This window comes from Mesorhizobium sp. M00.F.Ca.ET.216.01.1.1 (assembly GCF_004010325.2).
GTDB lineage: Bacteria > Pseudomonadota > Alphaproteobacteria > Rhizobiales > Rhizobiaceae > Mesorhizobium.
On the sequence record NZ_SADR02000001.1, the window covers coordinates 426,511 to 453,249 of the forward strand.

At 62.7% G+C, this 26,739-nt stretch carries 26 protein-coding genes and 1 pseudogene; 8 read left to right on the forward strand and 19 right to left on the reverse strand.

Features of this window, described 5'->3' with window-relative positions:
- Positions 1 to 268: 268 nt before the first annotated feature.
- On the reverse strand, positions 269 to 1,366 hold the full coding sequence (gene recA, locus EN859_RS02175) for a recombinase RecA (RefSeq protein WP_127852188.1): 1,098 nt from the start codon (positions 1,364 to 1,366) through the stop codon (positions 269 to 271).
- A gap of 281 nt (positions 1,367 to 1,647) precedes the next feature.
- On the opposite strand from recA, the gene EN859_RS02180 reads away from it, so the two are divergent.
- Together EN859_RS02180 and EN859_RS02185 are read left to right on the forward strand one after the other, a co-directional pair.
- Positions 1,648 to 2,592, forward strand: a complete 945-nt coding sequence (locus EN859_RS02180; protein ID WP_127852189.1) for a carbohydrate kinase family protein — start codon at positions 1,648 to 1,650, stop codon at positions 2,590 to 2,592.
- A gap of 49 nt (positions 2,593 to 2,641) precedes the next feature.
- Complete coding sequence (locus EN859_RS02185; RefSeq protein WP_127852190.1) at positions 2,642 to 3,559, forward strand: pseudouridine-5'-phosphate glycosidase; 918 nt, start codon at positions 2,642 to 2,644, stop codon at positions 3,557 to 3,559.
- Between the two features lie 6 nt (positions 3,560 to 3,565).
- On the opposite strand, the pseudogene EN859_RS02190 reads toward EN859_RS02185, so the two are convergent.
- Positions 3,566 to 3,888 (reverse strand): annotated as a pseudogene (locus EN859_RS02190) (TfoX/Sxy family protein).
- 94 nt (positions 3,889 to 3,982) lie between these two features.
- Here EN859_RS02190 and EN859_RS02195 point away from each other — a divergent pair.
- Positions 3,983 to 4,480 carry a GFA family protein gene (locus tag EN859_RS02195; protein WP_127852191.1) on the forward strand — a complete coding sequence of 166 codons (498 nt, stop codon included), beginning with the start codon at positions 3,983 to 3,985 and terminating at the stop codon, positions 4,478 to 4,480.
- 13 nt (positions 4,481 to 4,493) lie between these two features.
- On the opposite strand, the gene sufA is transcribed toward EN859_RS02195, so the two are convergent.
- The 7 genes from sufA to EN859_RS02230 all read right to left on the reverse strand — a co-directional run bounded on the left by sufA (position 4,494) and on the right by EN859_RS02230 (position 11,764).
- Positions 4,494 to 4,874 (reverse strand): Fe-S cluster assembly scaffold SufA, encoded by a 381-nt coding sequence (sufA, locus tag EN859_RS02200; RefSeq protein WP_127852192.1) that lies wholly within the window; start codon positions 4,872 to 4,874, stop codon positions 4,494 to 4,496.
- A 106-nt stretch (positions 4,875 to 4,980) separates the two neighbouring features.
- The gene (locus EN859_RS02205) at positions 4,981 to 5,373 is read right to left on the reverse strand and encodes an SUF system Fe-S cluster assembly protein (RefSeq protein WP_127852193.1); all 393 of its coding nucleotides are present in this window, start codon (positions 5,371 to 5,373) and stop codon (positions 4,981 to 4,983) included.
- Positions 5,374 to 5,378: 5 nt separating this feature from the next.
- The gene (locus EN859_RS02210) at positions 5,379 to 6,620 is read right to left on the reverse strand and encodes a cysteine desulfurase (RefSeq protein WP_127852194.1); all 1,242 of its coding nucleotides are present in this window, start codon (positions 6,618 to 6,620) and stop codon (positions 5,379 to 5,381) included.
- 187 nt (positions 6,621 to 6,807) lie between these two features.
- Complete coding sequence (sufD, locus tag EN859_RS02215) at positions 6,808 to 8,082, reverse strand: Fe-S cluster assembly protein SufD (protein WP_127852195.1); 1,275 nt, start codon at positions 8,080 to 8,082, stop codon at positions 6,808 to 6,810.
- Between the two features lie 25 nt (positions 8,083 to 8,107).
- On the reverse strand, positions 8,108 to 8,863 hold the full coding sequence (gene sufC / locus EN859_RS02220) for a Fe-S cluster assembly ATPase SufC (RefSeq protein ID WP_127852196.1): 756 nt from the start codon (positions 8,861 to 8,863) through the stop codon (positions 8,108 to 8,110).
- Positions 8,864 to 8,893: 30 nt separating this feature from the next.
- Positions 8,894 to 10,411, reverse strand: coding sequence for a Fe-S cluster assembly protein SufB (gene sufB, locus EN859_RS02225; RefSeq protein WP_127852197.1), 1,518 nt, complete (start codon positions 10,409 to 10,411; stop codon positions 8,894 to 8,896).
- 189 nt (positions 10,412 to 10,600) lie between these two features.
- Entirely contained in the window at positions 10,601 to 11,764 is a 1,164-nt protein-coding gene (locus tag EN859_RS02230; RefSeq protein ID WP_127852198.1) for a cysteine desulfurase family protein, read from the reverse strand.
- A gap of 238 nt (positions 11,765 to 12,002) precedes the next feature.
- Here EN859_RS02230 and EN859_RS02235 point away from each other — a divergent pair, with 238 nt between their 5' ends.
- Together EN859_RS02235 and EN859_RS02240 are read left to right on the forward strand one after the other, a co-directional pair.
- Positions 12,003 to 12,677: an alpha/beta hydrolase gene (locus EN859_RS02235; RefSeq protein WP_127852199.1), complete on the forward strand. Its 675-nt coding sequence runs from the start codon at positions 12,003 to 12,005 to the stop codon at positions 12,675 to 12,677.
- 17 nt (positions 12,678 to 12,694) lie between these two features.
- On the forward strand, positions 12,695 to 13,351 hold the full coding sequence (locus EN859_RS02240) for an FMN-binding negative transcriptional regulator (protein WP_127852200.1): 657 nt from the start codon (positions 12,695 to 12,697) through the stop codon (positions 13,349 to 13,351).
- A 47-nt stretch (positions 13,352 to 13,398) separates the two neighbouring features.
- Here the strand turns inward: EN859_RS02240 and EN859_RS02245 are convergent, their stop codons facing one another.
- Genes EN859_RS02245 through EN859_RS02260 form a run of 4 tightly spaced genes read right to left on the reverse strand, consistent with a single transcriptional unit; the run spans position 13,399 to position 17,063 of the window.
- Positions 13,399 to 14,268: a phosphatase PAP2 family protein gene (locus EN859_RS02245; RefSeq protein ID WP_189501627.1), complete on the reverse strand. Its 870-nt coding sequence runs from the start codon at positions 14,266 to 14,268 to the stop codon at positions 13,399 to 13,401.
- A 51-nt stretch (positions 14,269 to 14,319) separates the two neighbouring features.
- Positions 14,320 to 15,963, reverse strand: a complete 1,644-nt coding sequence (locus EN859_RS02250; protein WP_127852201.1) for a glycosyltransferase family 39 protein — start codon at positions 15,961 to 15,963, stop codon at positions 14,320 to 14,322.
- Positions 15,964 to 16,003: 40 nt separating this feature from the next.
- Entirely contained in the window at positions 16,004 to 16,336 is a 333-nt protein-coding gene (locus EN859_RS02255; protein ID WP_127852202.1) for a lipid-A-disaccharide synthase N-terminal domain-containing protein, read from the reverse strand.
- On the reverse strand, positions 16,329 to 17,063 hold the full coding sequence (locus EN859_RS02260) for a glycosyltransferase family 2 protein (protein ID WP_127852203.1): 735 nt from the start codon (positions 17,061 to 17,063) through the stop codon (positions 16,329 to 16,331). Before EN859_RS02260 ends, EN859_RS02255 begins: the two co-directional genes overlap by 8 nt.
- Between EN859_RS02260 and EN859_RS02265 the strand changes: the two genes are divergently transcribed.
- On the forward strand, positions 17,041 to 17,301 hold the full coding sequence (locus tag EN859_RS02265) for a hypothetical protein (protein WP_127852204.1): 261 nt from the start codon (positions 17,041 to 17,043) through the stop codon (positions 17,299 to 17,301). The two genes, EN859_RS02260 and EN859_RS02265, sit on opposite strands and share 23 nt — an antisense overlap.
- A 76-nt stretch (positions 17,302 to 17,377) precedes the next feature.
- Positions 17,378 to 18,631, forward strand: coding sequence for a tyrosine--tRNA ligase (gene tyrS, locus EN859_RS02270; RefSeq protein WP_127852205.1), 1,254 nt, complete (start codon positions 17,378 to 17,380; stop codon positions 18,629 to 18,631).
- A gap of 56 nt (positions 18,632 to 18,687) precedes the next feature.
- Here the strand turns inward: tyrS and EN859_RS02275 are convergent, their stop codons facing one another.
- The 5 genes from EN859_RS02275 to EN859_RS02295 form a co-directional block, all read right to left on the reverse strand.
- Positions 18,688 to 19,626 carry an amidohydrolase gene (locus tag EN859_RS02275; protein ID WP_245525441.1) on the reverse strand — a complete coding sequence of 313 codons (939 nt, stop codon included), beginning with the start codon at positions 19,624 to 19,626 and terminating at the stop codon, positions 18,688 to 18,690.
- Positions 19,607 to 20,221, reverse strand: a complete 615-nt coding sequence (locus EN859_RS39005) for an NAD-dependent epimerase/dehydratase family protein (protein ID WP_127852310.1) — start codon at positions 20,219 to 20,221, stop codon at positions 19,607 to 19,609. Before EN859_RS39005 ends, EN859_RS02275 begins: the two co-directional genes overlap by 20 nt.
- A gap of 180 nt (positions 20,222 to 20,401) precedes the next feature.
- Positions 20,402 to 21,121, reverse strand: a complete 720-nt coding sequence (locus EN859_RS02285; protein ID WP_210237676.1) for an SDR family oxidoreductase — start codon at positions 21,119 to 21,121, stop codon at positions 20,402 to 20,404.
- Between the two features lie 48 nt (positions 21,122 to 21,169).
- Complete coding sequence (locus EN859_RS02290; protein ID WP_127852208.1) at positions 21,170 to 21,628, reverse strand: VOC family protein; 459 nt, start codon at positions 21,626 to 21,628, stop codon at positions 21,170 to 21,172.
- Positions 21,629 to 21,653: 25 nt separating this feature from the next.
- Complete coding sequence (locus EN859_RS02295) at positions 21,654 to 21,911, reverse strand: hypothetical protein (RefSeq protein WP_245525442.1); 258 nt, start codon at positions 21,909 to 21,911, stop codon at positions 21,654 to 21,656.
- A gap of 142 nt (positions 21,912 to 22,053) precedes the next feature.
- On the opposite strand from EN859_RS02295, the gene gcvA reads away from it, so the two are divergent.
- A complete protein-coding gene (gene gcvA, locus EN859_RS02300) occupies positions 22,054 to 22,941 on the forward strand; it encodes a transcriptional regulator GcvA (RefSeq protein ID WP_127852312.1) in 888 nt (295 codons plus the stop codon).
- Between the two features lie 399 nt (positions 22,942 to 23,340).
- On the opposite strand, the gene EN859_RS02305 is transcribed toward gcvA, so the two are convergent.
- Positions 23,341 to 26,721 carry a DUF3971 domain-containing protein gene (locus EN859_RS02305; RefSeq protein WP_127852209.1) on the reverse strand — a complete coding sequence of 1,127 codons (3,381 nt, stop codon included), beginning with the start codon at positions 26,719 to 26,721 and terminating at the stop codon, positions 23,341 to 23,343.
- Between the last annotated feature and the right edge of the window lie 18 nt (positions 26,722 to 26,739).

Genomic DNA, 26,739 nt, shown 5'->3' on the forward strand with positions numbered 1-26,739 from the left:
GAGAACCGCCGGTTGCCGGCGGGAAAACAGACATGGCCTTTTAGCGGTCGCGCTGCACCCTGTCCAGAAACACGGAACTGGTCCAAACCGTAGCCCTGCCGGCTGCCCGAACTGGCCTGTGCCGTCATCAAAAACGCAAACCGCCGGCACGGGCCGGCGGTTCGAAACGCATTGATATGCAAACTCAAATCGGGATACGCAAACTCAAATCGGGATACGCGCATCCAAGCCAGCTATCAGGCGGACCCAAGCGGGCACTGCCCGCATCCTACATTGCGCCGGATTCGTCCTCGAAACCGTCGTCGCTGCTTTCGGAGCCGCCATTCTCGAGGAATTTCTCGGCGATCAGCCCGGCATTCTGCCGCAGCGCCAATTCGATCTCGCGTGCCGTGTCGGGATTGTCGCGCAGGAACAGTTTTGCATTCTCGCGGCCTTGGCCGAGACGCTGCGAATTATAGGAGAACCATGCCCCGGACTTCTCGACCACGCCGGCCTTGACGCCGAGGTCGACCAGCTCGCCGGTCTTGGACACGCCCTCGCCATACATGATGTCGAACTCGACCACCTTGAAGGGCGGCGCCAGCTTGTTCTTGACCACCTTGACGCGGGTCTGGTTGCCGACGACCTCGTCGCGGTCCTTGACCGAGCCGATACGGCGGATGTCGAGGCGGACCGAGGCATAGAATTTCAGCGCGTTGCCGCCGGTCGTGGTCTCGGGCGAACCGAACATGACGCCGATCTTCATACGGATCTGGTTGATGAAGATGACCATGGTGTTGGAGCGCGAAATCGAGGCGGTCAGCTTGCGCAGCGCCTGGCTCATCAATCGCGCCTGCAGGCCGGGCAGCGAATCGCCCATCTCGCCTTCGATTTCGGCGCGCGGCGTCAGCGCCGCAACCGAATCGACCACCAGCACGTCGATGGCGCCGGAGCGCACCAGTGTGTCGCAGATCTCCAGCGCTTGCTCGCCGGTGTCGGGCTGCGAGATCAGCAGGTTTTCGAGGTCGACGCCGAGCTTGCGGGCATAGACCGGGTCGAGCGCGTGCTCGGCATCGACGAAGGCGCAGATGCCGCCCTTCTTCTGGGCTTCCGCCACCGTGTGCAGCGCCAGCGTCGTCTTGCCCGAGCTTTCCGGCCCATAGATCTCGATGATGCGGCCGCGCGGCAGGCCACCGACGCCAAGCGCGATGTCGAGGCCAAGCGAACCCGTCGGCACCGTTTCGATCTCGACGACCTGCTCGTTCGCGCCGAGCCGCATGATCGAGCCTTTGCCGAAGGCACGCTCGATCTGCGACAGCGCCGCATCCAGAGCCTTTGATTTGTCCACTGCTTTGTCCTCTACAAGCCGCAAAGTATTCTGAGCCATGATACATCACCCCTTGGTCGTCAATGAAGGCCGGACCATCCGTAATCCTTGCTAATTTGTACCTTTTTTGTTCTCGTTTGGCAAGGGACGTCAAATATCTGAAAAATAATAAATATCCTGATTTGTTCTTTTTTTGTCCCGTGATTTGCATCGCAACTGCGTACTGCGTTGACGGGCGCAGGCCGATTGTTTCGGCCAGCCGAATCGCTGCTTTGCTTGCGAGGCTCCGGCGACCACCCTAGGATTTTTCCGCGCCAATCAGCAAAGGTTACAACGCCAGCATGGTGAAATCAGCGAAGATCCTGGCCGTCGGCGGCGCCCATATCGACCGGCGCGGCCAGGTCTCGGGGCCTTATGTCCCGGCCGCATCCAATCCCGGCACGATGCGCGAGGATGTCGGCGGCGGGGTCTTCAACGCGTTGCGCAGCGCGGTGCGGCGCGGCGTCGCGGCCTCGCTGCTTTCGGTGCGTGGCGGCGATGCCGCCGCCGACACGGTTTCGCGCGCCATCGCCGCATCAGGCATTGCCGACCTGTCGGCGGTGTTCCTTGACCGCACGACGCCGAGCTACACGGCGCTGATCGACCGCGACGGCGAGCTGATCGTCGGCTTTGCCGACATGGCGCTCTACGATCTGGCTTTCCCCAAGCAGATCCGCCGCTCCAAGGTGCGCGAGGTGATCGCTGCCGCCGACGCGATCCTGTGCGACGCCAACCTGCCGTCGGCCGCCCTTGAGCGGCTGGTGCCGCTCGCCGCCGGCAAGCCAGTGTTCGCCATCGCCATTTCGCCGGCCAAGGTGGTGCGGCTGACGCCGGTGCTCAGCAGCCTGGCGCTGGTCTTCATGAACCGGCGCGAAGCCATCGCGCTCGCTGGCGTGGGAGCCGATACCGCGGGCCAAGACCTGGTCGACGGCCTGAGGCGCGCAGGCCTGAAAGGCGGCGTGGTGACGGCCGGTGATGGTCCGGTGCTGGGTTTCGATGAAGACGGTCTGTTCTCGATCGTGCCGCCTGCGCCAAAGATAATCGCCGACGTCACCGGTGCTGGCGATGCGCTGGCGGGAGCAACCGTCGCCGCCTTGCTGCGCGGCCTCAACCTGCGCGCCGCGCTGCGCGAAGGTGTCGCGGCGGCGACGCTCGCCATCGAAAGCACCGATGCCGTGCCAAATTTTGACGCGACCAGCTTCTCCGAGGTGCTGGCCCTTGTGCCGGATGCGCAGGAAGTGTCATGAGACCGGCCAATTGCTGGAGCGTCAGTCGCGCTCCGGACAGGAGAAGAAAATGACCCCGGAAACCGCCCACCCCTTTATCGACATCCACCCGCCAGTGGCGCAGGCACTGGCCGCCGGCAGGCCAGTAGTGGCGTTGGAAAGCACCATCATCACGCATGGCATGCCCTACCCCGACAATGGCGCTATGGCGGCCGATGTCGAAAAGATCATCGCCGACGAGGGTGCTGTGCCGGCGACGATCGCCGTGGTCGCGGGCCGCATCAAGATCGGGCTTGCCGACGGCGAGCGCGAATCGCTGGCGATGACCGGCGATGCGATGAAGCTGTCGCGGGCCGATCTGGGGTTCGCAGTCGCCGAGGGCCGCACCGGCGGCACCACAGTCGCCGCGACGATGATCGCGGCGCATATGGTGGGTATAAAAGTGTTTGCAACCGGCGGCATCGGCGGCGTGCACAAGGGCGCCGAAAAGAGCTTTGATATTTCCGCCGATCTCGACGAATTGGCGCGCACGCCGGTCATCGTCGTGTCGGCCGGCGCCAAGGCGATCCTCGACATCGAGAAGACGCTGGAAGTGTTGGAGACGCGCGGCGTGCCGGTGGTCGGTTATGGCTGCGAAGCGATGCCGGCCTTCTGGTCGCGGCATTCGCCGTTCAGAGCCCCGTTGACCCTGCATGGACCAGAAGAGATCGCCCATCTCTACCGGACGCGGCGGGCACTCGGGCTCGACGGCGGCATGCTGATCGCCAATCCGGTGCCTGAAAACCACGAGATCCCGGCCGACGAAATGGCCGGCTATATCGACGCTGCGCAGAAGGCGGCCGAAGCGCTTGGTGTGACCGGCAAGGCGGTGACGCCGTTCCTGCTGTCGAAGATCCTCGAGCTGACCGGCGGCAGAAGCCTGAAGACCAACATCGCGCTGGTCGAGAACAATGCCCGGCTGGCGGCGAGGATCGCCAAGGCCTTGTAGGATAGTTTATTTCCCAGCCCGCCTTCCCGCTTCATAGGCCCGGCGCGCCCAGATCGCCATCTCGTCCGGGTCGTCGAAGGCGCTGTCGGGAATGCTCCAATAGGGCATGGCGACCTGCTTGCCGTGCCGCGAGCCGGTATAGGTCCATTGCCGGCAGCCGGCGGCTGTGAAATCCGGTGCGCTTTCCGCGTCGGCCTTCAGCATCAGTTCGCCACGGATGACGATGGCGACAATGACGCCGTCGAAATAGATGCTTTGCCGCCGAACAGCTTGCGAATGCTGACCGGACCGAGGCCTTCGAAAAGTTCGGCGATGCGTTCGTTGTCCATGTCGTGATCATGTCATCCGTATCCGGCCTTGTCATCGCCGCAACCAACGCCATGCTGACAAGTTGAGAACCAACCATTCGTTGGAGTTTTTGCCATGCCGCTACTGCTCAAAGGATCCTGCCGGTGCAATGCCGTCCGCTTCGAGGTGGAAAGCCACACCCCGGTGCCGTTCATGCTGTGCTACTGCTCGATCTGCCGCAAACAGCAGGGCGGCGGCGGCTTCGCCATCAATCTCGGCGCCGACTACCAGACGCTGAAAATCACCGGCAAGCGCAGCCTCGGCGTCTACCGGGCCGAGATCGAGGACGACGAGCATCCGCGGCGCGAGATCTCGTCAGGCGAACGGAATTTCTGCCGAAAATGCGGAACAGCACTCTGGCTCTACGATCCAACCTGGCCGGAGCTGGTCCACCCCTTCGCGTCGGCGATCGACAGCGACCTGCCGAAACCGCCGGAGAAGGTGCATCTGATGCTGAAATACAAGGCGAACTGGGTCGAGCCGGTGATCGGCGAGGGCGACAAGGTCTTCGACCTCTATCCCGAGGAGTCGATCGCCGGATGGCACAAGCGAACCGGGATGTGGGTGGATTGAGGGTCCGAGACGGTCAGGCCGAGGCGCGGGCCTCGGCCAAAGCCTTGAGGTCAGCCGGCTTCAGTTCGACGGATTCGCCGCAGCCGCAGGCCGAGCTCTGGTTCGGATTGCGGAACGTGAAGCCGGTGCGCAGCGTCGTCTGCTCAAAATCCATCTCGGTGCCGAACAGGAAAAGCGCTGCTTCCGGCGCGACATAGACGTGGGCACCGTCGCGCTCGATGTGATCGTCCTTAGGGTTGGGCTCGGTCACCAGGTCGACCGTATATTCCATGCCGGCGCAGCCGCCCTTCTTGATGCCAAGGCGAATGCCGTGCGCATTCTCTCGGGTCGCGACGATCTCGCGCACCCGGTCGGCGGCCTTTTCGGTCATCGTGATGACGGCGAAGCGTCCCATGTCATTCTCCACTTTCGCGCAGGTTCAAGGCCTGCGGAATGAGTCTGCACCTAAAATGGTGAAGTTTTCTGCCTGGCGCAAGTACGCCAATCCTGTCCGTCCGACGCTAATACCAACCCACGGCCACCTGCGCCTCTTCCGACATGCGGTCGGGCGACCAGGGCGGGTCGAAGGTCATATTGACCTCGACGCCGGAAACGCCTTCGACGGCGCCGACGGCATTTTCCACCCAGCCCGGCATCTCACCGGCAACCGGGCAGCCGGGCGCGGTCAGCGTCATATCGATCTTGACCGAACGGTCGTCCTCGATGTCGATCTTGTAGACGAGGCCGAGCTCGTAGATGTCGGCCGGGATTTCCGGGTCATAAACCGTCTTCAGCGCCGAGACGATGTCGTCGGTCAGCCGCGCCAGTTCGTCGGCGGGAATGGCCGAGGCGGAAACCAGGCCGTTGGCGGCCGTTTCCGCAGAGGTCTCAGCGGTGTGGCTGGCATCTTCCATGGTCGTCACCCGAAGAACTTGCGCGCTTTTTCCAGCGCATCGGCCAAAGCATCGACTTCGGCCCTGGTGTTATACATGCCGAACGATGCCCTGCATGTGGAGGTTACGCCGAAGCGTTTCAACAGCGGCTGGGCGCAATGCGTGCCGGCGCGGACAGCAACGCCTTGCCTGTCGATCACCATCGAAACGTCATGGGGATGGATGCCCTGCAGGTCGAAAGCGATGATAGCGCCCTTATCAGGCGCATCGCCGAAGATGCGCAGCGAATTGATGGCGCGCAGCCGCTGATGGGCATAGTCCTTCAGATCGGCCTCGTGGGCGGCAATACGCTCGCGGCCGACCTTTTCCATATAGTCGAGCGCAGCACCCAGCCCGATCGCCTGGACGATCGGCGGCGTGCCGGCCTCGAAACGGTGCGGCGGCTCGTTGTAGGTGACGATGTCCTGCGTCACCTCCTCGATCATCTCGCCGCCACCCTGGAACGGTCGCATGCGCTCCAGCATGTCCTTCTTGCCGTAGAGCACGCCGATGCCTGAGGGACCGTAGACCTTGTGGCCGGTGAAGACGAAGAAATCGCAGTCGAGGTCCTGCACGTCGATCGGCATGTGCACGGCGCTCTGGCTGCCGTCGACCAGCACCGGTATGCCGCGGGCATGCGCGATGCGGGCGATCTCCTTGATCGGCGTCACCGTGCCCAGCACATTCGACATGTGGGTGATGGCGACCAGCCTGGTCCGATCGGTCAGCCGCTTTTCGAATTCCTCGATATGGAAGACGCCGAGATCGTCGACCGGCACCCAGACCAGCTTGGCACCCTGCCGCTCGCGGATGAAATGCCACGGCACGATGTTGGAGTGGTGCTCCATGATCGACAGCACGATCTCGTCGCCCTCGCCGATGTTGGGCATACCGAAACCGTAGGCGACGGTGTTGATCGCCGACGTCGTGTTGGAGGTGAAGACGATGTTGTCGGTGCTCGGCGCGTTGAGGAAACGGCGCACCGTCTCGCGCGCCTTCTCATAGGCGTCGGTCGCCGCATTCGACAGGAAATGCAGGCCGCGATGGACGTTGGCGTATTCCTGGCCATAGGCGTGCTGGACGGCATCGAGCACGGCCTGCGGCTTCTGCGCCGAGGCACCGTTGTCGAGATAGACGAGAGGTTTGCCGTAAACTTCCCGTGACAGGATCGGGAAGTCGCGGCGGATCGCCTCGACGTCATAGGGGATGTTTTCGACTTTCTGGTCCATCACAAGCTCTCTCGAGGCATCGCCTCATTCGTCCAACACCCCTCATCCGACCGAGCTTAGCTCGGCCACCTTCTCCCACAAGGGGAGAAGGTTGAGCGCTTTACCTTCTCCCCAAGGGGAGAAGGTGGATTGACGCGTAGCGCCAAGACGGATGAGGAGCGCTGGCTTGGGCCAGGCCTCAACCGCTTTACCCGTGCGTCACGAACCAGCCGTCGAGCCTTGCCTCCAGCGCATCGACGATCGCCTCGTCTTCCAGTTCCTCGATCACTTCGGCGACGAAGGCCTTGACCAGCAACCCGCGTGCAGTCTTCTCATCGACGCCGCGCGCCATCAGGTAGAACAGATGGTCGTGGTCGATCTCGGTGACGGTCGCGCCATGGCCGCAGACGACGTCGTCGGCGAATATCTCGAGTTCCGGCTTGGTCGAGAACTCGCCATCATCAGACAGCAGCAGCGTGTTGCAGGCCATCTTGGCGTTGGTCTTCTGCGCGTATTGGTGGACGTTGATGCGTCCCTGGAAAACGCCGCGCGCCTTGCCCGTCACCACATTGCGGATCACTTCCGTCGACGCCGTGTGCGGCACGGTATGGTCGAGCACCATGGTCACGTCGGTATGGGTATCGCCGGCCAACAGGTTGATGCCGCGCAGTGTGAAGTCGGCGCCTTCGCCGGTCGTCTTCACCACGACCTCCTGGCGTACCAACTTGCCGCCTGCATTCATGACGAACAGCGTCAGTTTCGCGCCCTTGCCGAGATGCGCCTTGAACTGGGCAAGATGCGTGGCCGTATCCGGCTGCTCCTGCACGATCAGCCACGTCACTTGCGCCCCCTCGCCAAGCAGAAGCTGGCTGACTGAGCTCACCAGCGCCGCGCCATCGCCGGTCTGGCGTTCGACGACAGTCGCCTTGGCGCCGGCGCCGACGCGGACGGACAAGCGCACATGCGTCTGGCCACCGGACTGCAGGTTCTGCAGTTCGACCGGCTTTTCCAGTTCAGTGCCGTCGGCGATGTCGACGAAATAGCCGTCGGCGACGAAGGCGGTGTTCAACGCGCCGATCGCATCGTCGGCGCCATAGGAATCGAGCCCCGGCGCAATGCTGCCGTCGGTCAGCTTCTCAGACAGGCGCTGCACCGCAACACCGTCGATGTCAGGCACCTTGGCACTCGACACGCCGTTCAGGACCGGCAGGACAGCCGAACCATCGACGACCGGCGCGATGGCTTTGGGGCTGGCGGCGGGGTCGAAGTCCGGCACCGGATTCAAATTCAGCAGCCGGCGCAGGTCGGTATAGTGCCAGGATTCCACGCGCCGCGTCGGCAGGCCGTTCTTGATTGCCTCGATGGCATCGTCGCGCTTCAACATCACCGCGCCGTCGCCGGGCAGCAGCGACAGCCGCTCGCCGAAGGCATCGATCAGCGCCGTCTCGGCCGGTGTTCGCTGGGGTGTCGTGTGTATGTTCATCAGTTTCGCCCTGCCTTCTGGCATCTCACGCGGCTTCGCCGATCACGCCGGCATAGCCGTTGGCTTCGAGGTCGAGCGCCAGCGACTTGTCGCCCGACTTGACCACCTGGCCCCTGTAGAGCACGTGCACCGTATCAGGTACGATGTACTGAAGCAGGCGCTGATAGTGCGTGATGATGACGATGGCGCGGTGCGGCGAGCGCAAGGCGTTGACGCCTTCCGCGACGATCTTCAGCGCATCGATATCGAGGCCGGAATCGGTCTCGTCGAGCACGCACAGCTTCGGCTCCAGCAGCTTCATCTGCAGGATCTCGGCGCGCTTCTTCTCGCCGCCGGAGAAGCCGACATTGAGCGGACGCTTCAGCATCGCCATGTCCATGTTGAGCAAGGTTGCGGCGTCCTTCACGCGCTTCAAGAATTCCGGGATCTTCAGCGGTTCCTCACCGCGCGCCTTGCGCTGCTCATTCATCGCCACCTTCAGGAATTCCATCGTCGCCACGCCCGGTATCTCCATCGGATACTGGAAGGCGAGGAAGATGCCTGATGTGGCGCGTTCGGCCGGGTCCATCTCAAGGATCGACTGGCCGTTGTAGAGGATGTCGCCTTCGGTGACCTCATAATCCTCGCGGCCGGCGAGGATATAGGACAGCGTCGACTTTCCCGAGCCGTTCGGGCCCATGATGGCGGCGACCTCGCCGGCCTTCACCGTCAGGTCCAGGCCACGGATGATCTCGGTGCCGTCATCGACGATGCGGGCATGCAGGTTCTTGATCTCAAGCATTTTTTCTTTTTCCTGAAAATTTTTGTCCGGTCAGCCGACCGAGCCCTCGAGGCTGATGCCGATAAGCTTCTGCGCCTCGACCGCGAATTCCATCGGCAGCTGCTGGATGACATCCTTGACGAAGCCGTTGACGATCAGCGCGATCGCCTCTTCTTCCGGGATGCCGCGCTGCATGACGTAGAACTTCTGGTCCTCGGAAATCTTCGAGGTGGTCGCCTCGTGCTCGAACTGCGCCGTCGCGTTCTTGGCCTCCATGTAGGGCACGGTGTGCGCGCCGCACTGGTCGCCGATCAGCAGCGAGTCGCAGTTGGTGAAGTTGCGGGCATTGCTCGCCTTGCGGTGCGCCGAAACCTGGCCGCGATAGGTGTTCTGCGAATAGCCGGCAGCAATGCCCTTGGAGATGATGCGGCTCGACGTGTTCTTGCCGAGATGGATCATCTTGGTGCCCGAATCGACCTGCTGATAGCCGTTCGACACGGCGATCGAATAGAACTCACCGCTGGAGTCGTCGCCGCGCAGGATGCAGCTCGGATATTTCCAGGTGATCGCCGAGCCGGTCTCGACCTGCGTCCACGAGATCTTCGAACGGTCGCCACGGCAATCGCCGCGCTTGGTGACGAAATTGTAGATGCCGCCCTTGCCCTCGGCATCGCCGGGGTACCAGTTCTGCACCGTCGAATATTTGATCTCGGCATCGTCGAGCGCCACCAGTTCGACCACCGCGGCGTGAAGCTGGTTCTCGTCGCGCTGCGGCGCCGTGCAGCCTTCGAGGTAGGAGACGTAAGCCCCCTCCTCGGCGATGATCAGCGTGCGCTCGAATTGGCCGGTGTTCTTCTCGTTCATGCGGAAATAGGTCGACAGCTCCATCGGACAGCGCACGCCCTTGGGCACGAAGACGAAGGAGCCGTCGGTGAACACGGCGGAATTCAGCGTGGCGTAGAAATTGTCGGAGGTCGGCACGACCGAGCCGAGATATTTCTGCACCAGTTCCGGGTGCTCGCGGATCGCTTCCGAGATCGAGCAGAAGATGACGCCGGCCTGAGCCAGCTCCTTCTTGAAGGTGGTGACGACCGACACGGAATCGAACACTGCGTCGACGGCGACACGGCCCGACTTGTAGACGTTGTCGCTGGCTTCCTCGAGTTCCGACGCATCGAACTTCTGCACTCCAGCGAGGATTTCCTGTTCCCTCAGCGGGATGCCGAGCTTTTCATAGACCTTCAAGAGTTCGGGATCGACGTCGCTCAGCGATGTCGGCCCAGGCGTGCTCTTGGGTGCCGCGTAGTAGTGGATATCCTGGAAATCGATCTTCGGATAATTGACGCGCGCCCAGGTCGGCACCTCCAGCGTCAGCCAGCGCCGATAGGCCCCCAGACGCCATTCGAGCATCCAGGATGGCTCACCCTTCTTCGCCGAAATGAGGCGGATAATCTCTTCGCTCAGGCCCTTCGGGGCCTTATCCATCGCGATTTCGGTCTGGAATCCGTATTTATACTGATCGACGTCGATCTTTCGAACTCGATCGATCGTCTCCTGCACAGCAGGCATAGGCGTTCTCCATCCACGCCGGGGTCAAGGCCCGGCAGTTTTCAAACTATGGCACCGCAAAAGCCGGGTCCTCATGAGAGCCCGTAGCGGAGTAAGTTTCATATAGTGCGTTTCCGCCGGAAATTCACCCGGCCAATTTGAAACGCACGGTTCTACCAAGCCCAAGGGCCTGTATTCCGTTTGCCGCGCTTAGGCGGCCTTTTCCCTGCTCGCCCGCCGAGCGGCGATGGCTGCCAGCGCAGAGCGGAACAATTCGATATCCGCCGTGCTCGTTGCGTGGCCAATCGACACGCGCAAAGCACCAAGGCTGTCACTATGCCCCATGGCTTTCAGCACATGGCTCGGGCCGACCTTGCCGGACGAACAGGCCGATCCGGCCGACAGCGCCACACCGGCCAGATCAAAGGCGATCTGCGCCGTCTCGGCCTTGACGCCGGGAATAGCGAAGAATGTCGTATTGGCCAGCCTTTGCGCACCGGTTCCAAAGATTTCCGCATCCGGGACCAGCGTTTTCACGATGGCCTCGACCTCGTCGCGGCGCTGCCGCACCGCATCGATGGTCTTCAGTCCTATCAGGGCTTCCTGAGCGGCAGCGCCAAAGCCGGAGATGCCGGCCAGGTTCTCGGTACCGCTGCGATGGCCCTTTTCCTGGCCGCCGCCATTGATCAGGGGATTCGGCATCATCAGGTCAGCGGCGGCGACGATGGCGCCAACCCCCTTTGGGCCACCGATCTTGTGCGAGGACAGAATCAGATAGTCGGCGTAACCCGCTGACATATCGAGTAGAACGCGGCCGGCCGCCTGGACCGCATCGACGACCAGGATGCCGCCCGCCGCCTTGACGATTTCGGCGATGCGCTCGACGGGCTGGATCACGCCGGTCTCGTTGTTGGCGGCATGAATCGCCACCAGCGGCAGGCCGTCGGCCTTGTCGTGCGCGGCAAGTGCGGCCGCCAAGGCATCGAGATCGGCGATGCCGCTGGCATCGACGCCGATCCGCGTCACCAGCGCTGCCGGGAAGCGGCCGCCATTCAGCAGGCAAGGATGATCGGCCTCCGACACGTAAAGCCGGCTTATGCGGACAGAGCCGCGGCCCATCTGCCAGTCCGGCGTCAGCAGCGTCGAGGCGGCTTCCGTAGCGCCAGAAGTGAAGACGACATGCTCCGGCTTGGAGTTGACCAGCGCCGCCATGTCGCGCCTTGCTTCCTCGATCAGCCGGCGTGCGGCGCGGCCCTCGGCATGGACCGAAGACGGATTGGCGCCGACATCGAGCGCGGCAACCATCGCCGCCCGCGCCGCGGCAAGCAGCGGCGCGCTGGCATTGTAGTCGAGATAGGCACGTGGTCCGGCCATTTTCGTTTCAACTGGTCCCGTCAAAAGCCATATCGGGAGGATAGCGCGTTATTTCCTTGAAATTGCAAGGCAAGACGTCCTATTTACGCGGCGTGCGGCGTGGGTAGCCGAGCCATTACGCTTGGCCACCTAGTTTTGAACAATTCTAAACTAGCTTCTAGAAAGACGCTCGCCCTGCGTCAAGGCCAGAGGAAGAGTTGTTCCGGGCGCCGCGCATTCGTACACATTGGAGTTTTTTATGCCTGAGGTCATTTTCACCGGTCCGGCCGGCCGCCTGGAGGGTCGCTACCAGCCCTCCAAGGAAAAGAGCGCGCCGATTGCCATCGTCCTGCATCCGCACCCACAGTTCGGCGGCACGATGAACAACAAGATCGTCTACGACCTCTTCTACATGTTCCAGAAGCGGGATTTCACCACGCTTCGCTTCAATTTCCGCGGCATCGGCCGCAGCCAGGGCGAATTCGACCACGGCACCGGCGAATTGTCGGACGCTGCCGCCGCGCTCGACTGGGTGCAATCGCTGCATCCGGATTCAAAGAGCTGCTGGGTCGCCGGCTATTCGTTCGGCTCATGGATCGGCATGCAACTTCTGATGCGCCGGCCGGAGATCGAAGGCTTCATCTCGATCGCGCCGCAGCCCAACACCTATGACTTCTCCTTCCTGGCGCCCTGCCCGTCATCCGGCCTGATCATCCACGGCGATGCCGACAAGGTGGCGCCACCGAAGGACGTGCAGGCGCTGGTCGACAAGCTGCACACGCAAAAGGGCATCACCATCACCCAGAAGACCTTGCCCGGCGCCAACCATTTCTTCGCCAACGACGCCGACCTCCTGCTCCAGGAGTGTGCTGACTACCTCGATCGCCGGCTGGCCGGCGAACTGGCCGACCCGCGGCCGAAGCGGCTGCGCTAGGCGGATCGGCGGACAGCATGTACCAGCCCCCTCATTTCCAGGAAACGCGGCAGGACATCCTGCATGGGCTGATACGAGCACATCCGCTTGGCCTGCTGATCTCAAATGGGGCGGAGGGACCGGTCGCCAACGCGATCCCCTTCCTGCTCGACGACGACGTGGCGCCCAACGGCAGGCTGCGCGCCCATCTGGCGAAGGCCAATCCGCAATGGCGCCTGCTGGCCGATAGTCCCGCTTCGCCGGTGCTGGTCGTCTTCCAGGGCGCCGACGCCTATGTGACGCCGTCCTGGTATGAGACCAAGCGCGAGACCGGCAAAGTGGTGCCGACCTGGAACTACGCCATCGTCCAGGTGCGCGGCACCGTCCGGGTGATCGAGGACCAGGACTGGCTGGCGCAGCAGATTTCCGATCTGACCTTGTCCCAAGAAGGCAGCCGCGAGACGCCCTGGGCGGTGACCGACGCGCCGCCGGCCTTCATCCAGTCGCAGATCAAGGGCATCGTCGGGCTGGAGATCGAAATCACCGACATCAACGGCAAGTGGAAGGTCAGCCAGAACCGCCCCACCGCCGACCGCGCCGGTGTCGCCGAAGGACTCGAGAGTGAGGCCCGGACTACCAACTCGCCCGATATGGCCCGGCTGGTACGGTCTTGGGGCGGACTGGACAGCAAGTAGGTCCGATCTCCCGGGAACTGCAAGCTGCAGCTTCGGGTCGGGGCCTCTCAGGGATTGGCTGTTTCCAGAAAACGTATTGGTGGCGGGCTTGCCCGCTTGCGCCATGTCGCGCGAAGCCTGAACGTCTTCTTGCGGACCGGCAATCCTGCCGCCGTCCGGCGGAAGATAAAACCGAGCCGAGCAAAGATCAGCGCTGTCGCGACCGTGCAAGCGACGCCGAGGCCGAAGCCGGCGATCGTATCGCTCGGATAGTGCATGCCGACCACGACACGCGTCACGGCTATCCAGACGGTGACAGGCAGAACCACATATTTCCCCCAAGACGGCGAAAGCAGCATCACCATCGCCGCGACTGCGCCCACATTCGTTGCATGGCCGGACGGGAAACTGGCGAAACGTGCCTCGAACGCGAAGGGGTGGAGCGACAGCAACTCTACCCCCGCAAGGTTTGGCCGCTGCCGGCCGATGACGTGCTTCAGGACGGTCACAGCCAGCCCTGACAATCCGGCCGCGCCCAGCATGAAGAAGGCCAGGCAGGTCCAGTTGCAGGCAACCATGTGCCAGCGCTTCGAAAGGGTGCGCCAGTCCAGCAGATTGGCCAACAGGAGCAGGACTGCGGGTGGGATGAGATACCAGCCGCCCAGGCCGAAATCGGTGAAAGTCCTTGCGGTTGCGACGAACCCGGCCGGCAATTGAGCGCGCCAGTCCGCGGCGGCGCCATCCAGGAAAATCATTGCGGCAGCCGTCAGCAGCAGACAGGCACCTGCCCAGACTGGCCACGAAATCCTGGAATAGCTGGCCGGCCGCCGCGCCAGCCGGGCACGAATGATCGACATCGTTTTCCGGAAATTGGCGCTCGAGCGCCCCGGCATCGGTCGAAGCAACGCGGAAACCGGAATGGCCTGATCGATGCTCATGCCGCACCACGCGCGCCGGCTGATGCGTGGCTATTCGCCGCGAGGCAGAGATCAGTCGGCCATCCGGTAAAGGCCAAGCGACAGTTTTTCCCCTGACGAATAGTTGATGCCGTCGATCCGGGCGACGCGGCTCGCCGACTTGCCCTGCCCTGCCAGCAGGCCATCCAGCCTTTTCTCTTCTGCGACCGGCGCCAGCGCCAGCGCGCAGGCCGGATCGGCAAGCAGATGTTGCGCGACGCCATCGACATTGGTCAGGATCGTGTTTGTACCCACCAAAAATACCAGGCTCGGTTCGTGATACCCCGCCGAGGCGAGAACCGTCGTCTCGCAGGGTCGATTCGCGCGAACCGCAGCCTCGATCTCGGGGCTCATCCAAATAGGTTTCAATGACGGGGCGATGACACCGAACAGCAAAGCAAAACTAATGCCGGCACAAATCGCGATTGCGGCGACGCGGCCGAGCGGAACTTGCAGTTGGCGCGGGAAGGCAAGGTAGCCGGCCGCCAGTGCAGCGGCGGCGGCCGGAACGCTCCACCAAGAGAATGTGCCGGAAAGATAGAGCGGCGCGGCGATGCAAAGCACTGCAAGACCTGTTGTGACCAGGACGAAGCCGAATGCGGTCGCCCACCATAGCCACGCCTGCCAGCGCCTGAGCGGCGCATTCGCCTCCTCTGGTTTCAAGGTCAGAAGCCAGCCGACCATCAGTGCCAGGCCGGGATAGGCCGGCAGGACGTAGTGCGGCAGTTTTGTCGGGATCAGTTCGAACAGCAGCCAGAACGGAATGTACCAGGCGACGCAGAAGCGGATGCTAGGATCGTCGCGCAGGCGATTGAGCGCCTGGAGCCCGGCGCCGACCGCGACCAGTCCGAAGGGCCACATGAACAGCGAATAAGTCAACGCATAGAAGCCGGGCGGAAGGCCATGTGATTCCTCGCCCTGCGCGACCTTGCCGAGCATATCCTTGCCGACGGCTTGCTGCAGGAAAGCGCCACCGCTTTTCCAGGTGATGAGGACAAGCCAGGGCAGCACGATCAGCAGCACGATGGCGAGACCGCGTGTCGCCTTGAGCTTCGACAGCCAGCGCCAGTCCCGCTCGAACGCCAACAGCACCGCGACGGTCAGCGCCGACAACAGTGGCGCGATCGGTCCCTTGATGAGGATTGCCGCGCCCTGGGCGGCCCAGAAAATCCACGCCAAATAGCCGGCGACCGCCTGGTTCCTGCGCGACGCCACATAGATCTGCGCCAGCGCGCCTTGCGCCGTCACGCAGCAGGCCAAAAGCACTGCGTCGGTCTTGGCATCACGGCCTTCGAAAGCTGTCGCGAAAATCGCCGCCATGACCAGGCCGGCGGCCAGACCGGCGTCGGGCCTGAAAAGATTTGCGCCCGTCCAGGCGACAGCCACCACGGCGATGGCGATGCCGAGGGCCGACACCAGGCGATACACCCAGATCGGCGCTTCGGCTCCCTCGCCGCTCAGCGCCACGGCGGCCGACTGCAGCCAGTAGATCCCGATCGGCTTCTGGTAGCGCGAGGCCTGCTGGAAGCGAATGTCGACATAGTCGCCGGTCTCGGCCATCTGCTTGGTGGCCTGGACGAAGCGCGGCTCATCGCGATCGAGCGGCGGCATGGCCGCCAGCCCGGAAACCATCATCAGCAGGCTGAACAGGAAAAGAAGGAGATAATTCCTGTTCATTGCGGCCCCTCTGATTACTTGCTTCCGATGGGGCAGATGCTCAATCGACCTTGGTCATCGCCGCCTTGCGCTCGTTGGCGATCAGCCAGAGATTGCGGATGTAGATGAACATGCCCATCGCCTGGCCGGCGATGAACACCGGATCCTCGCGCTGGATCGCATAGATCAGCAGCAGGCCGCCGCCGAACAGCGAAAAGAACCAGAAGGCGATCGGCACCACGCTGCGTTTGGCTTTTTCCGATGCGACCCACTGCACCAGGAAGCGCATGGTGAAGAAGAACTGGGCGACGAAGCCGAGCAGAACCCACGCATCGAATTGCTTGACGAAAACCTGGTGAAGCCAGGTCGCCAATTCCTGAAGCACGTTAGCCATGCCTGATTTCCTTTACTTTTGGCATTCTCCGGCGCCGGCGACGAAGCCACCAGACGCCGGCGAGATCGAGCACACCTTGCAGGCCACGATCGAAAATGCCGTAATTCGACTTGCCGTAACGGCGGGAGCGGTCAACGACATCACAGTGGACGACGCCGTATCCCTCCTGGATGACGAGGGCCGGAACAAAGCGATGAGTGCCGTCGAAAAACGGCAATTTCCTGAGGATGTCGGTGTGGACAGCCTTCAGGCCGCAGCCGGTGTCGCGGGTTTCATCATGCAGGATCGCGCTTCTCAGCCAGTTGGCGAAGCGGGAGGCCAGTTGTTTGATCTTGCTGTCGCGGCGCTTCAGGCGCTGCCCTTGGGCAGCACCGGCATCGGGCCCGGCCTGCCGCAGCGCATCGACGAGCAGCGGAATATATTTGGGGTCGTTCTGGCCATCGCCGTCGATGGTGGCGACAATATCGCCCCGCGCCGCCCATGCGCCCGAACGCACGGAGAGGGACTGGCCGGCGGATTTCTCGTGCCTGACGTGACGAAGCGGAAATGGCTGAAGCGTCGCCTGTGCCGCAAGCACCGCAGCGGTGTCGTCGGTCGAACCGTCATCGACGACGATCACTTCGAAGTTGCGCCCGGCCATCGCCGCCCCGATCTCGTCGAGCAAAAGCGGCAGGTTTTTCGCCTCGTTCCGGCAAGGAATGACGATGGATATCAATGCGTCCGGCATGTCGCGTCGGGCTCTGTCATGGGATATTGCATTCGATGGATGCTCTGCGGTGCCGTTCCAGCGGATCGAAGACTGCAAGGGTCCGCCGGCGCGGCGCCTCATTACGCCAGCCGAAACGATGAAGCAAGCATACTGGACGTCATCCGAGCAGGCCGCAAAACCGGATTCCACTTTTGCTGATCGCTGGACCTTTATCCGGCGCGCAATCGGCCGCAAAATCGGATTCCACTTTTGCTGATCGCGCGCTGATGTTAAACGCCCGCGTTCATGCACGCCCCAAGCCGCAGCGGCCGGGCGCTTTCGGGAAAGAAACAATGTCTGCCTTCAAATCCGATTTCCTGCGCATAATGAGCGAGCGCGGTTTCATCCATCAGACTTCGGATGACGCCGGCCTCGACCAGCTTTTCGCCAGGGAGACGGTGAGCGCCTATATCGGCTTCGACGCAACCGCCAGGAGCCTGCATGCCGGTTCACTGATCCAGATCATGATGCTGCACTGGCTGCAGCAGACCGGCCACCGGCCGATCGCGCTGATGGGCGGCGGCACCTCGATGATCGGCGACCCGTCGTTCAAGGACGAGGCCCGCAAGCTGCTGACGCCGCAGGATATTGAGGACAATCTGGCCGGCATCCGCCGCAACTTCATGCCCTACCTCAAATTCGGCAGCGGCCCGAACGACGCCATCATGATCAACAACGCCGACTGGCTGATGGAGATCAACTACGTCAACTTCCTGCGCGATGTCGGGCGGCACTTCTCCGTCAACCGCATGCTGGCCTTCGATTCGGTCAAGCTCAGGCTCGACCGCGAGCAATCGCTGTCGTTCCTCGAGTTCAACTACATGATCCTGCAGGCCTACGACTTCGTCGAGCTTTACAAGCGTCTCGGCTGCCGGCTGCAGATGGGCGGCTCTGACCAGTGGGGCAACATTGTCAACGGCATCGATCTCGGCCATCGCATGGAAAACGCGCAGCTCTACGCGCTGACCACGCCGCTGCTCACCACCTCGTCCGGGGCCAAGATGGGCAAGTCGGCGTCAGGGGCGGTCTGGCTCGATGCGAAGATGCTGTCGCCTTACGAGTTCTGGCAGTACTGGCGCAACACCGAGGACGCCGATGTCGGCCGCTTCCTGAAACTCTACACGACGCTCTCCCTCGACGAGATTGCGCGCCTCGAACAGCTCGGCGGCTCGGAGATCAACGAGGCGAAGAAGATCCTCGCCACCGAGATCACCGCAATGCTGCATAGCCGCGAGGCCGCGGAAAAGGCCAGCGAAACGGCTCGCAAGACCTTCGAGGAAGGCGCGCTCGCCGAAACGCTGCCGACCGTCGAGGTGGACAAGGCTGACCTGGAAGTCGGCGTCGGCATATTGTCGCTGTTCGTCACCGCTGGATTGGCAGCGTCCAACGGCGAGGCGCGGCGGCATATCCAGGGCGGTGCCGTGCGCCTGAACGACGAGCCTGTCACCGACGATCGCAGGATGGTGACGCTTCAAGACGTCGGTCCGGAAACCATCCTGAAGCTGTCGCTCGGCAAGAAGAAGCACATTCTGGTGCGGCCGGTCTGACTGGATGCTTACTCTGCGTCGTTTGCGAACGTGAAAGAGAACGACGCGAAATGCGCTCAATGGAAGGTGCTTGGCATTGCCGTCTCAACCAGACGCATCCAGTACGAGACGCCATAGGGGATTGCCGCGTCATTGAAATCGTACGACGCTTCATGCAGGCCAGCGGTGTTGCCATTGCCGATGAGCGCTATGTTGCCGGGCCGCTCCTGAAGCATGAACGCGAAGTCTTCGGACCCCATGAGTTGGGGATGGTCGGAATTGACAGCGTCGGCTCCCATGACATTGCGAGCGACATCCACCGCCAGCGCCGTCTCGGCTGGATGGTTCACGACCACTGGGTATAGGCTCTTGTAGTCGACTGTCGCGGTCGCCCCGTAGGACGCAGCTATTCCCTCCGAGATCTCGGTGATGCGCCGCTGCATCATGTCCCTGACCTCTGGCTCGAACCAGCGAGCGGTGCCGTGCATCAGCGTCGTTTGAGGGACCACCGCTCCCGACTGGCCGCCGCTGAATGACCCGATGTTTATGACCCCACTCTTCAGCGGATCGACGTTTCGCGAGATGACCGTTTGCAAGGCGATCAGGATGTTCGCCGCAGGAAGCAGCGTATCGACACCTGCCTGCGGACTGGCTCCGTGAGCGCTCTTTCCTTCGATCGTGATCCGAAAGCTGGCCACAGCAGCACCGAACGGCCCCGTGCGCGTGGCGAAATGGCCGATCGGCAGGCCGGGCTCGTTGTGCAGGGCGAACACCTTCTCGACGTTCCAGCGGGTCATCAGCCCGTCATCGCACATGGCTTTTGCACCAGCGCCGCCTTCTTCGGCGGGCTGAAAAATCAGCACTGCCGTGCCGTCGAAGTTGCGCGTCTCAGCCAGGCCCTTTGCGGCACCCAGCAACATCGCCGTGTGCCCATCGTGCCCACACGCGTGCATCCTGCCGGGAACCCGCGACGCGTAGGAAAGGCCCGTTGTTTCTTCAACTGGAAGGGCATCCATATCGGCGCGTAACCCGATTACCTTGCCCGAGGACTGGCTTCGTCCCTTGATGACGCCGCAGGCCGAGGGGTCCCCAGATGGTGCCGATCCGCAGATTGACCACGTCGAACCCGGCACTGTCACCGATCAGCGTTGTGAACAGCTCCCCGGTCTTCTTGAACGCATGAATCTGGTGCGGCGCCAGGACTGGCAACGGAGCATCCTCGCGCCATGGCACTTCGTCCACTCCGACATACACGCCGATAGAGCCGGCTACGGAGAACCGCCGTACACGCCACGCCGTTGCCGCCTTGAGTGCGTTGAGCAGAGCGGCGGATTCGGCGCGGAGATACTCGACCGGATCGGGCAGATTGAACTGCGCCGCAGCGAGGTGCACGATACCGGTGATCTCATGCCGCTTTCCGATATCGAGGAAGGCCGCGTCATCTGTGGTATCCAGGGGCTCGACGACGACCCGGCCGCCGGGTTCATCGGCCAAGAACTCAGGGAGCTGAGTGGATCGGCGCCCGGTGAGCACGACTGCCTCGCCCATGTCGAGGAGCGCCCGTGCCGTGTGCGACCCGATCGATCCCAAACCGCCGGTAATAAGTATCATCTTTTTATCCCTTCTTATCCCTTCGCGTTTTTGTCCGCTGTATCTTCCAGGCAAGGTCCCGGGCCAGCCATCCGGCCAGCGCCGTTCCACCAACCATTCCTTGGTGTCCTGAAAGGAATTGATGGCGATCGAGCCGGATCGCGCTGCTGACGGACCTTTCGTGACCTGAAGAAAGGGCGGCTAGATGAGCCTCTGGCCGCCGTCGATGTGAATGGTCTCGCCCGTCGTGAAGTCGCTTTCCATGGCGTAGATGTAGGCAGGGGCGATGTCCGCAGGTGTCGCAATCTTTCCCGCCGGCAGGCGAGCGGCCATGCTCTCAAAGAAGCCGGATTTGGCTTCTCCGACGAGTTCGTCGAACATTGGCGTGTCGACCCATCCGGGCGACACGATGTTCACACGCGTCGGAGCCAATTCCAGCGACAGGGCGCGGGCAAAATAGCTGAATGAGCCGGCAATCGCGGATACAACCGAGCCTCCGGGAACCGGCGGTCGATCCTTGTTGATCCCCGAAGTCAAGGTCATTGAGCCCCCGGTCTTCAGGGTGCGTACTGCATGTTTCGCCAGCAGGACGGCGCCAATCAGCTTGTTGTCGACGAAGCGGCGCACGACATCCATGTCGGTACGATCGATGGGATCGCCCGGAGGCGGTGTTCCGGCCGTCGAGACGAGATGATCGAATGCCCCGACTTCGTCGAACAGCCATGCAATTTTCGCCTCCTTCGTCATGTCCGCGGCAAAAGTTCTCACACGACTATCTGCACCAAGCGTGCGTTCTGCGGCCTGTAACTTCTCTGGTGACCGGCCGACGATCACCAGTTCCGCGCCGCTCTTGAGGGCAGACGCTGCGACACCGAGACCGATGCCGGAGCTGCCTCCAACGACGACAACTTTCTTGCCCATAAGCGTTGCCATGGGAGCCTCCTACGTTCGAGATTGTAAGGGGGTGAATTACGCCTTGCCGGCGTAAGCCGCTTCGAGATCCGCGATGATGATCTTCTTCATCTTGTACATGGCCTGCATCACCCGACCGGCCTTCTCCCGGTCAGGGTCCGCGATCATTTGCAGCAGGATTGTGGGCGTGACCTGCCAGTAGACGCCGAATTTGTCCGTCAGCCATCCACATGGCTGCTCCTTGCCGCCCCCGGCCGTCAGTGCATTCCAGTAGTAGTCGGTTTCCGCCTGGTCCCCGGTTTCCACAAGGAAGGAGAACGCCTCGTTGTATGGCGCGTGCGCATGGGCATTGAGGGCCGCTATCGGCAGGCCGGCCAGTTCGAACCGGACAACCGACAACTCGGGATCAGGGAGGTCGGTGCGTTCGAGGACCTTCGACTCCTTGAACACGGACATGTAGAATTCCATGGCCTCTTCGGCCTGGGATTCGAACCAGAGATGGGGATAGACCTTCATATCGTTTCTCCTTCAGTACTCGGAATTATCGGCGCCGCCCCGGCTGTCGCTGCCTGCGGATGATTGACCCGTCCCAGTCGCGCTCGAAGCCCATGTCCTGGAGGCGACGATCCGAGAAGCGCGCAATGCGCTGCATCGTCCAGCGGCGCTGCAACCCGGCGAAAAGGCGGGTGGCAAGGTCCGCCGCCGAGCGGAACAGGGATACGACTGCGTCCATGGGGGTGCGCTGAGACGCCGGTACCATGCGATCGCATGCGTCCATGTAAGCATGAATGGTGCTCACAGCGTGTTTCCTTTCATCTGTTGCGTCGTTGTCGAAAGAAAGCTGAAGATGATGCTTCCACAGGCCTCACGTTGCTTGGATCCAGGCTGGACGACAAGCGAATGTTTGTGCACGATATGTGACTATCGCTCACAGGTTGGCCATGCCGCACAGACTTCCTCCTTTGACCGCTCTCCCCGCCTTCGACGCGGCGGCTCGTCACCTGAGCTTCACGAAAGCGGCGGCCGAGTTGAACCTGACGCATGGGGCGATCAGTCGCGCCGTCCGCAACCTAGAGGAAAGGCTCGGCATTCGGCTCTTCGAACGAGGAACGCGCTCCGTGCGCCTCACACCCGCAGGCGCCGCATATGCAGCGGAAGTCGGCGCAGCCCTGGACCGGATCGGGGCCGCGACGATCGTCGCCACGGCGTCAAGATCGGCAGGTGTCCTCAATGTCAGCACGTCGGACGGCTTTGCCGGCCGGTGGCTTGTCCCGAGGCTGTATCGTTTCCATCGGGAGAACCGCGACATCGATGTGCGTCTCTCCACGTCGGGCGTGCACGCGGATTTCATCAGGGACGGAATCGACATCGCGATACGCTACGGCGAGGGCGGCTATGAAGGGGTGGTGTCGGAGTTCCTTGCCGAGGAGGACGTCTCTCCTGTCTGCAGTCCGGAGTTGCTGCAGGGAGAACATCCGCTGCGCCAGCCCAGCGACCTTAGACACCACAGGCTTATCCACCATGACTTCCGCATCGACTGGGCTACATGGCTGCGGTGCGCCGGCCTGGACGATATCGATCCCAATAGTGGAGTGAGGTTCGACTCCGCCGCCTATGCTGTCGAGGCGGCCGTGCAGGGCGAAGGTGTGCTGTTGGGCAGGAGCGCACTCGTCTCTGTCGATCTGGCGGCCGGGCGACTGGTGCGTCCCTTTGATCTGGCGCTGAAGTCGAGGTGGAAATACTACGTCGTCTATCCGGATGGCGCGCTGCGGCAGAGGAAGGTCAAGGCCTTCCGCGATTGGCTGTTTAACGAAATGGCGGCTGGCTAGAAGGACGCAGTAAGCGTCATCTGACGGATGGGCACGCGGCACTCGGTCGCATCAGGCCGTAGCGCGAACGGCGGGTCTTCGGAATGCCCGAAGGTCAGCAAAGCCGCACTAGAGCCGTTCGACGCGGCATCTCGAATGACCGCTCCGGGCTGATATTTGTTGAAAAAGTCTGACGCACCGCAAAGTCGGCATCGACAATAGAATCCCGTTCCACGGCAGCGCATCGTGTGGAATCAGGATTCACTTTTAGATTTGCGGAACGCCATTCTATGCAAATGCCATGGGCAGCCGCGACGCGGACTTTTTCAACGATACGGCTCAATCCGGTCATCCATCGTGCGTGTCATTGACGACAGGAACGGGTCGAACTCGGTCGCTCAAAGTGATTGAAGTTTGACCTCACCGGTACTCGAAGATCGACCTGAATATTCCGGGCGCGATCACCGACAGCGGATTGATGTCCAGGTTCGGCTTGTTGGCATTGCCCTTCAGCCGATAGGTCACGCCGATCAGGCCGCGATCGCGGCCATTGCCGAGAAGCGGGCCGAACAGCGGCAGTTCGCCGAAGATGCGGTTGAGGCCATAGACCGGCATGAACGTTCCGGTCACGTCCATATTGTTGTTCTGGTCGTAGAGCGTGCCCTGGAAGGTAGTGCCGATGCGCGGGCCGCGCAGCACGCCATTGGCGAGCTTCAGATAGCCGGCGCCCTTGTCGATCTCAGCGAAGCCGCGTTCGAACTTCACCCTAGAGGTGTCGATGTCGGCCCTGACCGCCTGGCTCAGGCTGCGGCTGTCGCCGGCCGGCGTGGTCGATACGATCGAGGCGAGTTTCGGCTCGTTGACCACGAAGAAGTTGCGGGTGTCGACCTGGCCCGTCATCGGTCCGTCGCTCGCTCCCGTCAGCGCCAGCGTGATCGATCCGCCCTCCATGTGCTCGTAAACGTTGAGAAACCGCAATATGGCGCCGGCATCGGCCGACTTCACGTTGAGCGTGCGCCGGCCGTCGCCGGTCATGTTGCTGATGGTTATGGCCGCGCCGGAACTTGCCGTGGCACTGACATCGAGGCCATTCACCCTGGAGCCGGCGGCGCTGTAGTTCAGCTTCAGGTTCGACAGGACCTCGTCGTGGAAGCCGGTCAGAGAATTGACGTCGGCGCTGACGGAAATTGCGTTGGAGCCGGCGGTCTTGGTGGCGGTGTCGACATCGGAGGTGAACTGCTTGACCAGCGAGCGTGCGTCCAGCGCATCGCCGCGGACATCGACCGCATAGCCCTTGCCCGATCGCTTTACTGACACGGCAACGTCGTCGCCCCTGTTCAATGTGACCTTGCTGAACCGGGCCGACGACAAGGCGCCTTTGACCAGCACCACATTGCCATCGATGGAGAAGGTCTTTCCGTCGAGGTTGAAATCAGACAGCGTCGTGGTGTCGTCGGACTTGGTCATGACGAATGTGGCGTTGGCGGGGATGCCCGGCCCCTTGCTCCAGCCTGCCCAGGGGATGTCCAGCCGGGCATTGGTCAGGTCTGCCGAGACATTCTGGTTGCCGCTGCCGCTCTTGTCGATCGCCACCTTCACCGTTCCGGAAAGCAGCGTCGACAGGCCGGGCATGGTGGCCGCGCGCGTCTTGTCGTCGAGCACGAGCGCGACCTTGCGGCTGCGCGGCGGTCCATCGTCTTTGAGCGGCTCGACCAGGTCGAGCTCGGCCGGGATGCCGTTCAGCAGCGCCTTGGCAGATATCACGGCCTGATCGGGCCCGACCGTGATCGAACCGTCGGCGTCGGTCACCGTCTGGTCCTCGAACGGCTTGGCCAGCGACAGGTCCTTATAGTCCAGCGCCACCAGCCAACCGAGCTTGGAGGAGTCGACCCCCGACTGCAGCGGAATGTCAGCCTTGACGTGGCCGGTCACCGTGCCGGTCAGGTCTTCAGGCAGCAGGCCGACATGGCGCATGGCGTTGATTGGCTCATAGGACGCCAGTTCGGCGATCGCGGGCGCCTCGCCGGCGACATCGATGTCGAGCGCGCCGATCACCGGCGGGCGGTTCGCCGCCTTGACCGTAAGCGTGCCGTTGCTGGCCGCCACCGTACGCCCGCCCGGCATGTAGACGTTGCCCGACGACAGCGCGATGTCGACATCATTACCATGAAACCCGACAACACCCACGGCATCGCGGATCGGCGGAATGCGGCCGGCCGTGTCGAAGCGCGAGCCTTCGATCTGAAAACGGCCGAACACTTCATCGGCCGAAAGCGGGACGCCGTTGCCGAGACGCCCCGGCACGACCTGGAACTGCAGGCTGGCATCGACGACGCGGCCGCCGAACAGGTTCTGCAGCACCCACAGGCGGGCGTTGCGGGCGGAAAACCACGGCCACAATTGCTTGACATGCGAGACCGGCATATCGTGCACGTTGAAGGCCACGGATATACCCGGCGCCTTTCCTTCGACAAACTCGACCGAAGCCGTGCCCAGTGCCTCGCTCGTCGAGCCGGACCTGATGCCGATCTGCTCGGCGACGAGCTTGTGGCTCCTGGTCTGGTAGACGCCGGCGATGCGGGCGAAAAAGGTGAGCGCCGGCTCCGGCGACTCTGAAGGCGCCAGCGTCGAGCCGTCGCTGGTCAGATCGTAGCGATAGGCTGGCTCCTCGCCAGCCGCGGTTACCGGCTTCGGCCCGATCGAACCGGCGAAATCGAAGGTCGAGCGGCCGGTCTTCAGCAGCAGCCTGTCCACCTGGATCTTGTTGCTGCCGGCGACAAGCGTGGCATCGGCATTGACGTCTCCTGGCAGCAGCCCGCGCGGGCCGAGATCGACCACCGAGCCCGCGAGCGACAAGGAAGCCGTCAGCCGCGACCTGGTATCGCCGGCTCCTTCCGATCCGGCGAGCTTCAACGCTATCGTGCCCAGCTTGCCACCCGCAGACGCTGCGGCCTCGTCGGCGCCCGCTATCTTGACGCTGGCGTCCAGTGCCGTGATACGTCGCGTCGTCGTGTCGCGGGTGGCCGAAGCATCGATGGTGAGCGCCCTGCCGTCGACATCGGCGTCGGATGAAAATTCCATGCTGCCCGGCCCGCTTTGCAGAACCGTGGCATCGGCGACCTTGACCAGCCTGACCGAGCCGGCCTCGGGCAGCTCGAACTCGACATTGCGCAGGTCGATCTGGCGCATCGAATCCTCGCGCACCGCATCGAGTGCGTGGTTGACGTTGCCGAAGACCGCAGCGGCTAGTTTCTCCGGATCGATGAGACCGTCTTCATTGCGCAGCGCTGCCATCCAGTCGCCACCCGACGGCATCGCCGCGGCCACGATGTGGGCGTCGGAGATTCTGGCGCTGGTGAGCCGCACCTCGCCAGAAAGCAGCGGTATCAGCCGGATGCCGAAGCGGACGCGCCCGGCATCGGCCATCGGCTTGCCGTCGGCGGTCTTGAGGCTCACGTCGCTCACCTGCAGCGCAATGAAACTCGATCCGTCAAGCGTGAGCTGGGCCGGCCCGACCGTGACGTTGACCTCGACGCCGGCCAGTTTTTCGATTGCGGTTTCGGCTTCCGCGCGCAGCCGCTCGGTGCCGAAGCCGGATGCGCCGACCAGATAGACTGCGGCGGCGGCTAGCAGCATGAGCGCCGAAAAGCCGGCGACCAGCCGCGCTAGAATGCGAAAGCCGCGACCGATCCGCGCCTGGCCGAGCGGCGGCACACGGCACGCCGACGGGAAAGCGCCCAGGTCGGTGATTTCATCACGCCTGAATCGGATCTTCTCGTGCTGCGGGTGCTCCTGATCCACGCAATTTTCCGTTGTACG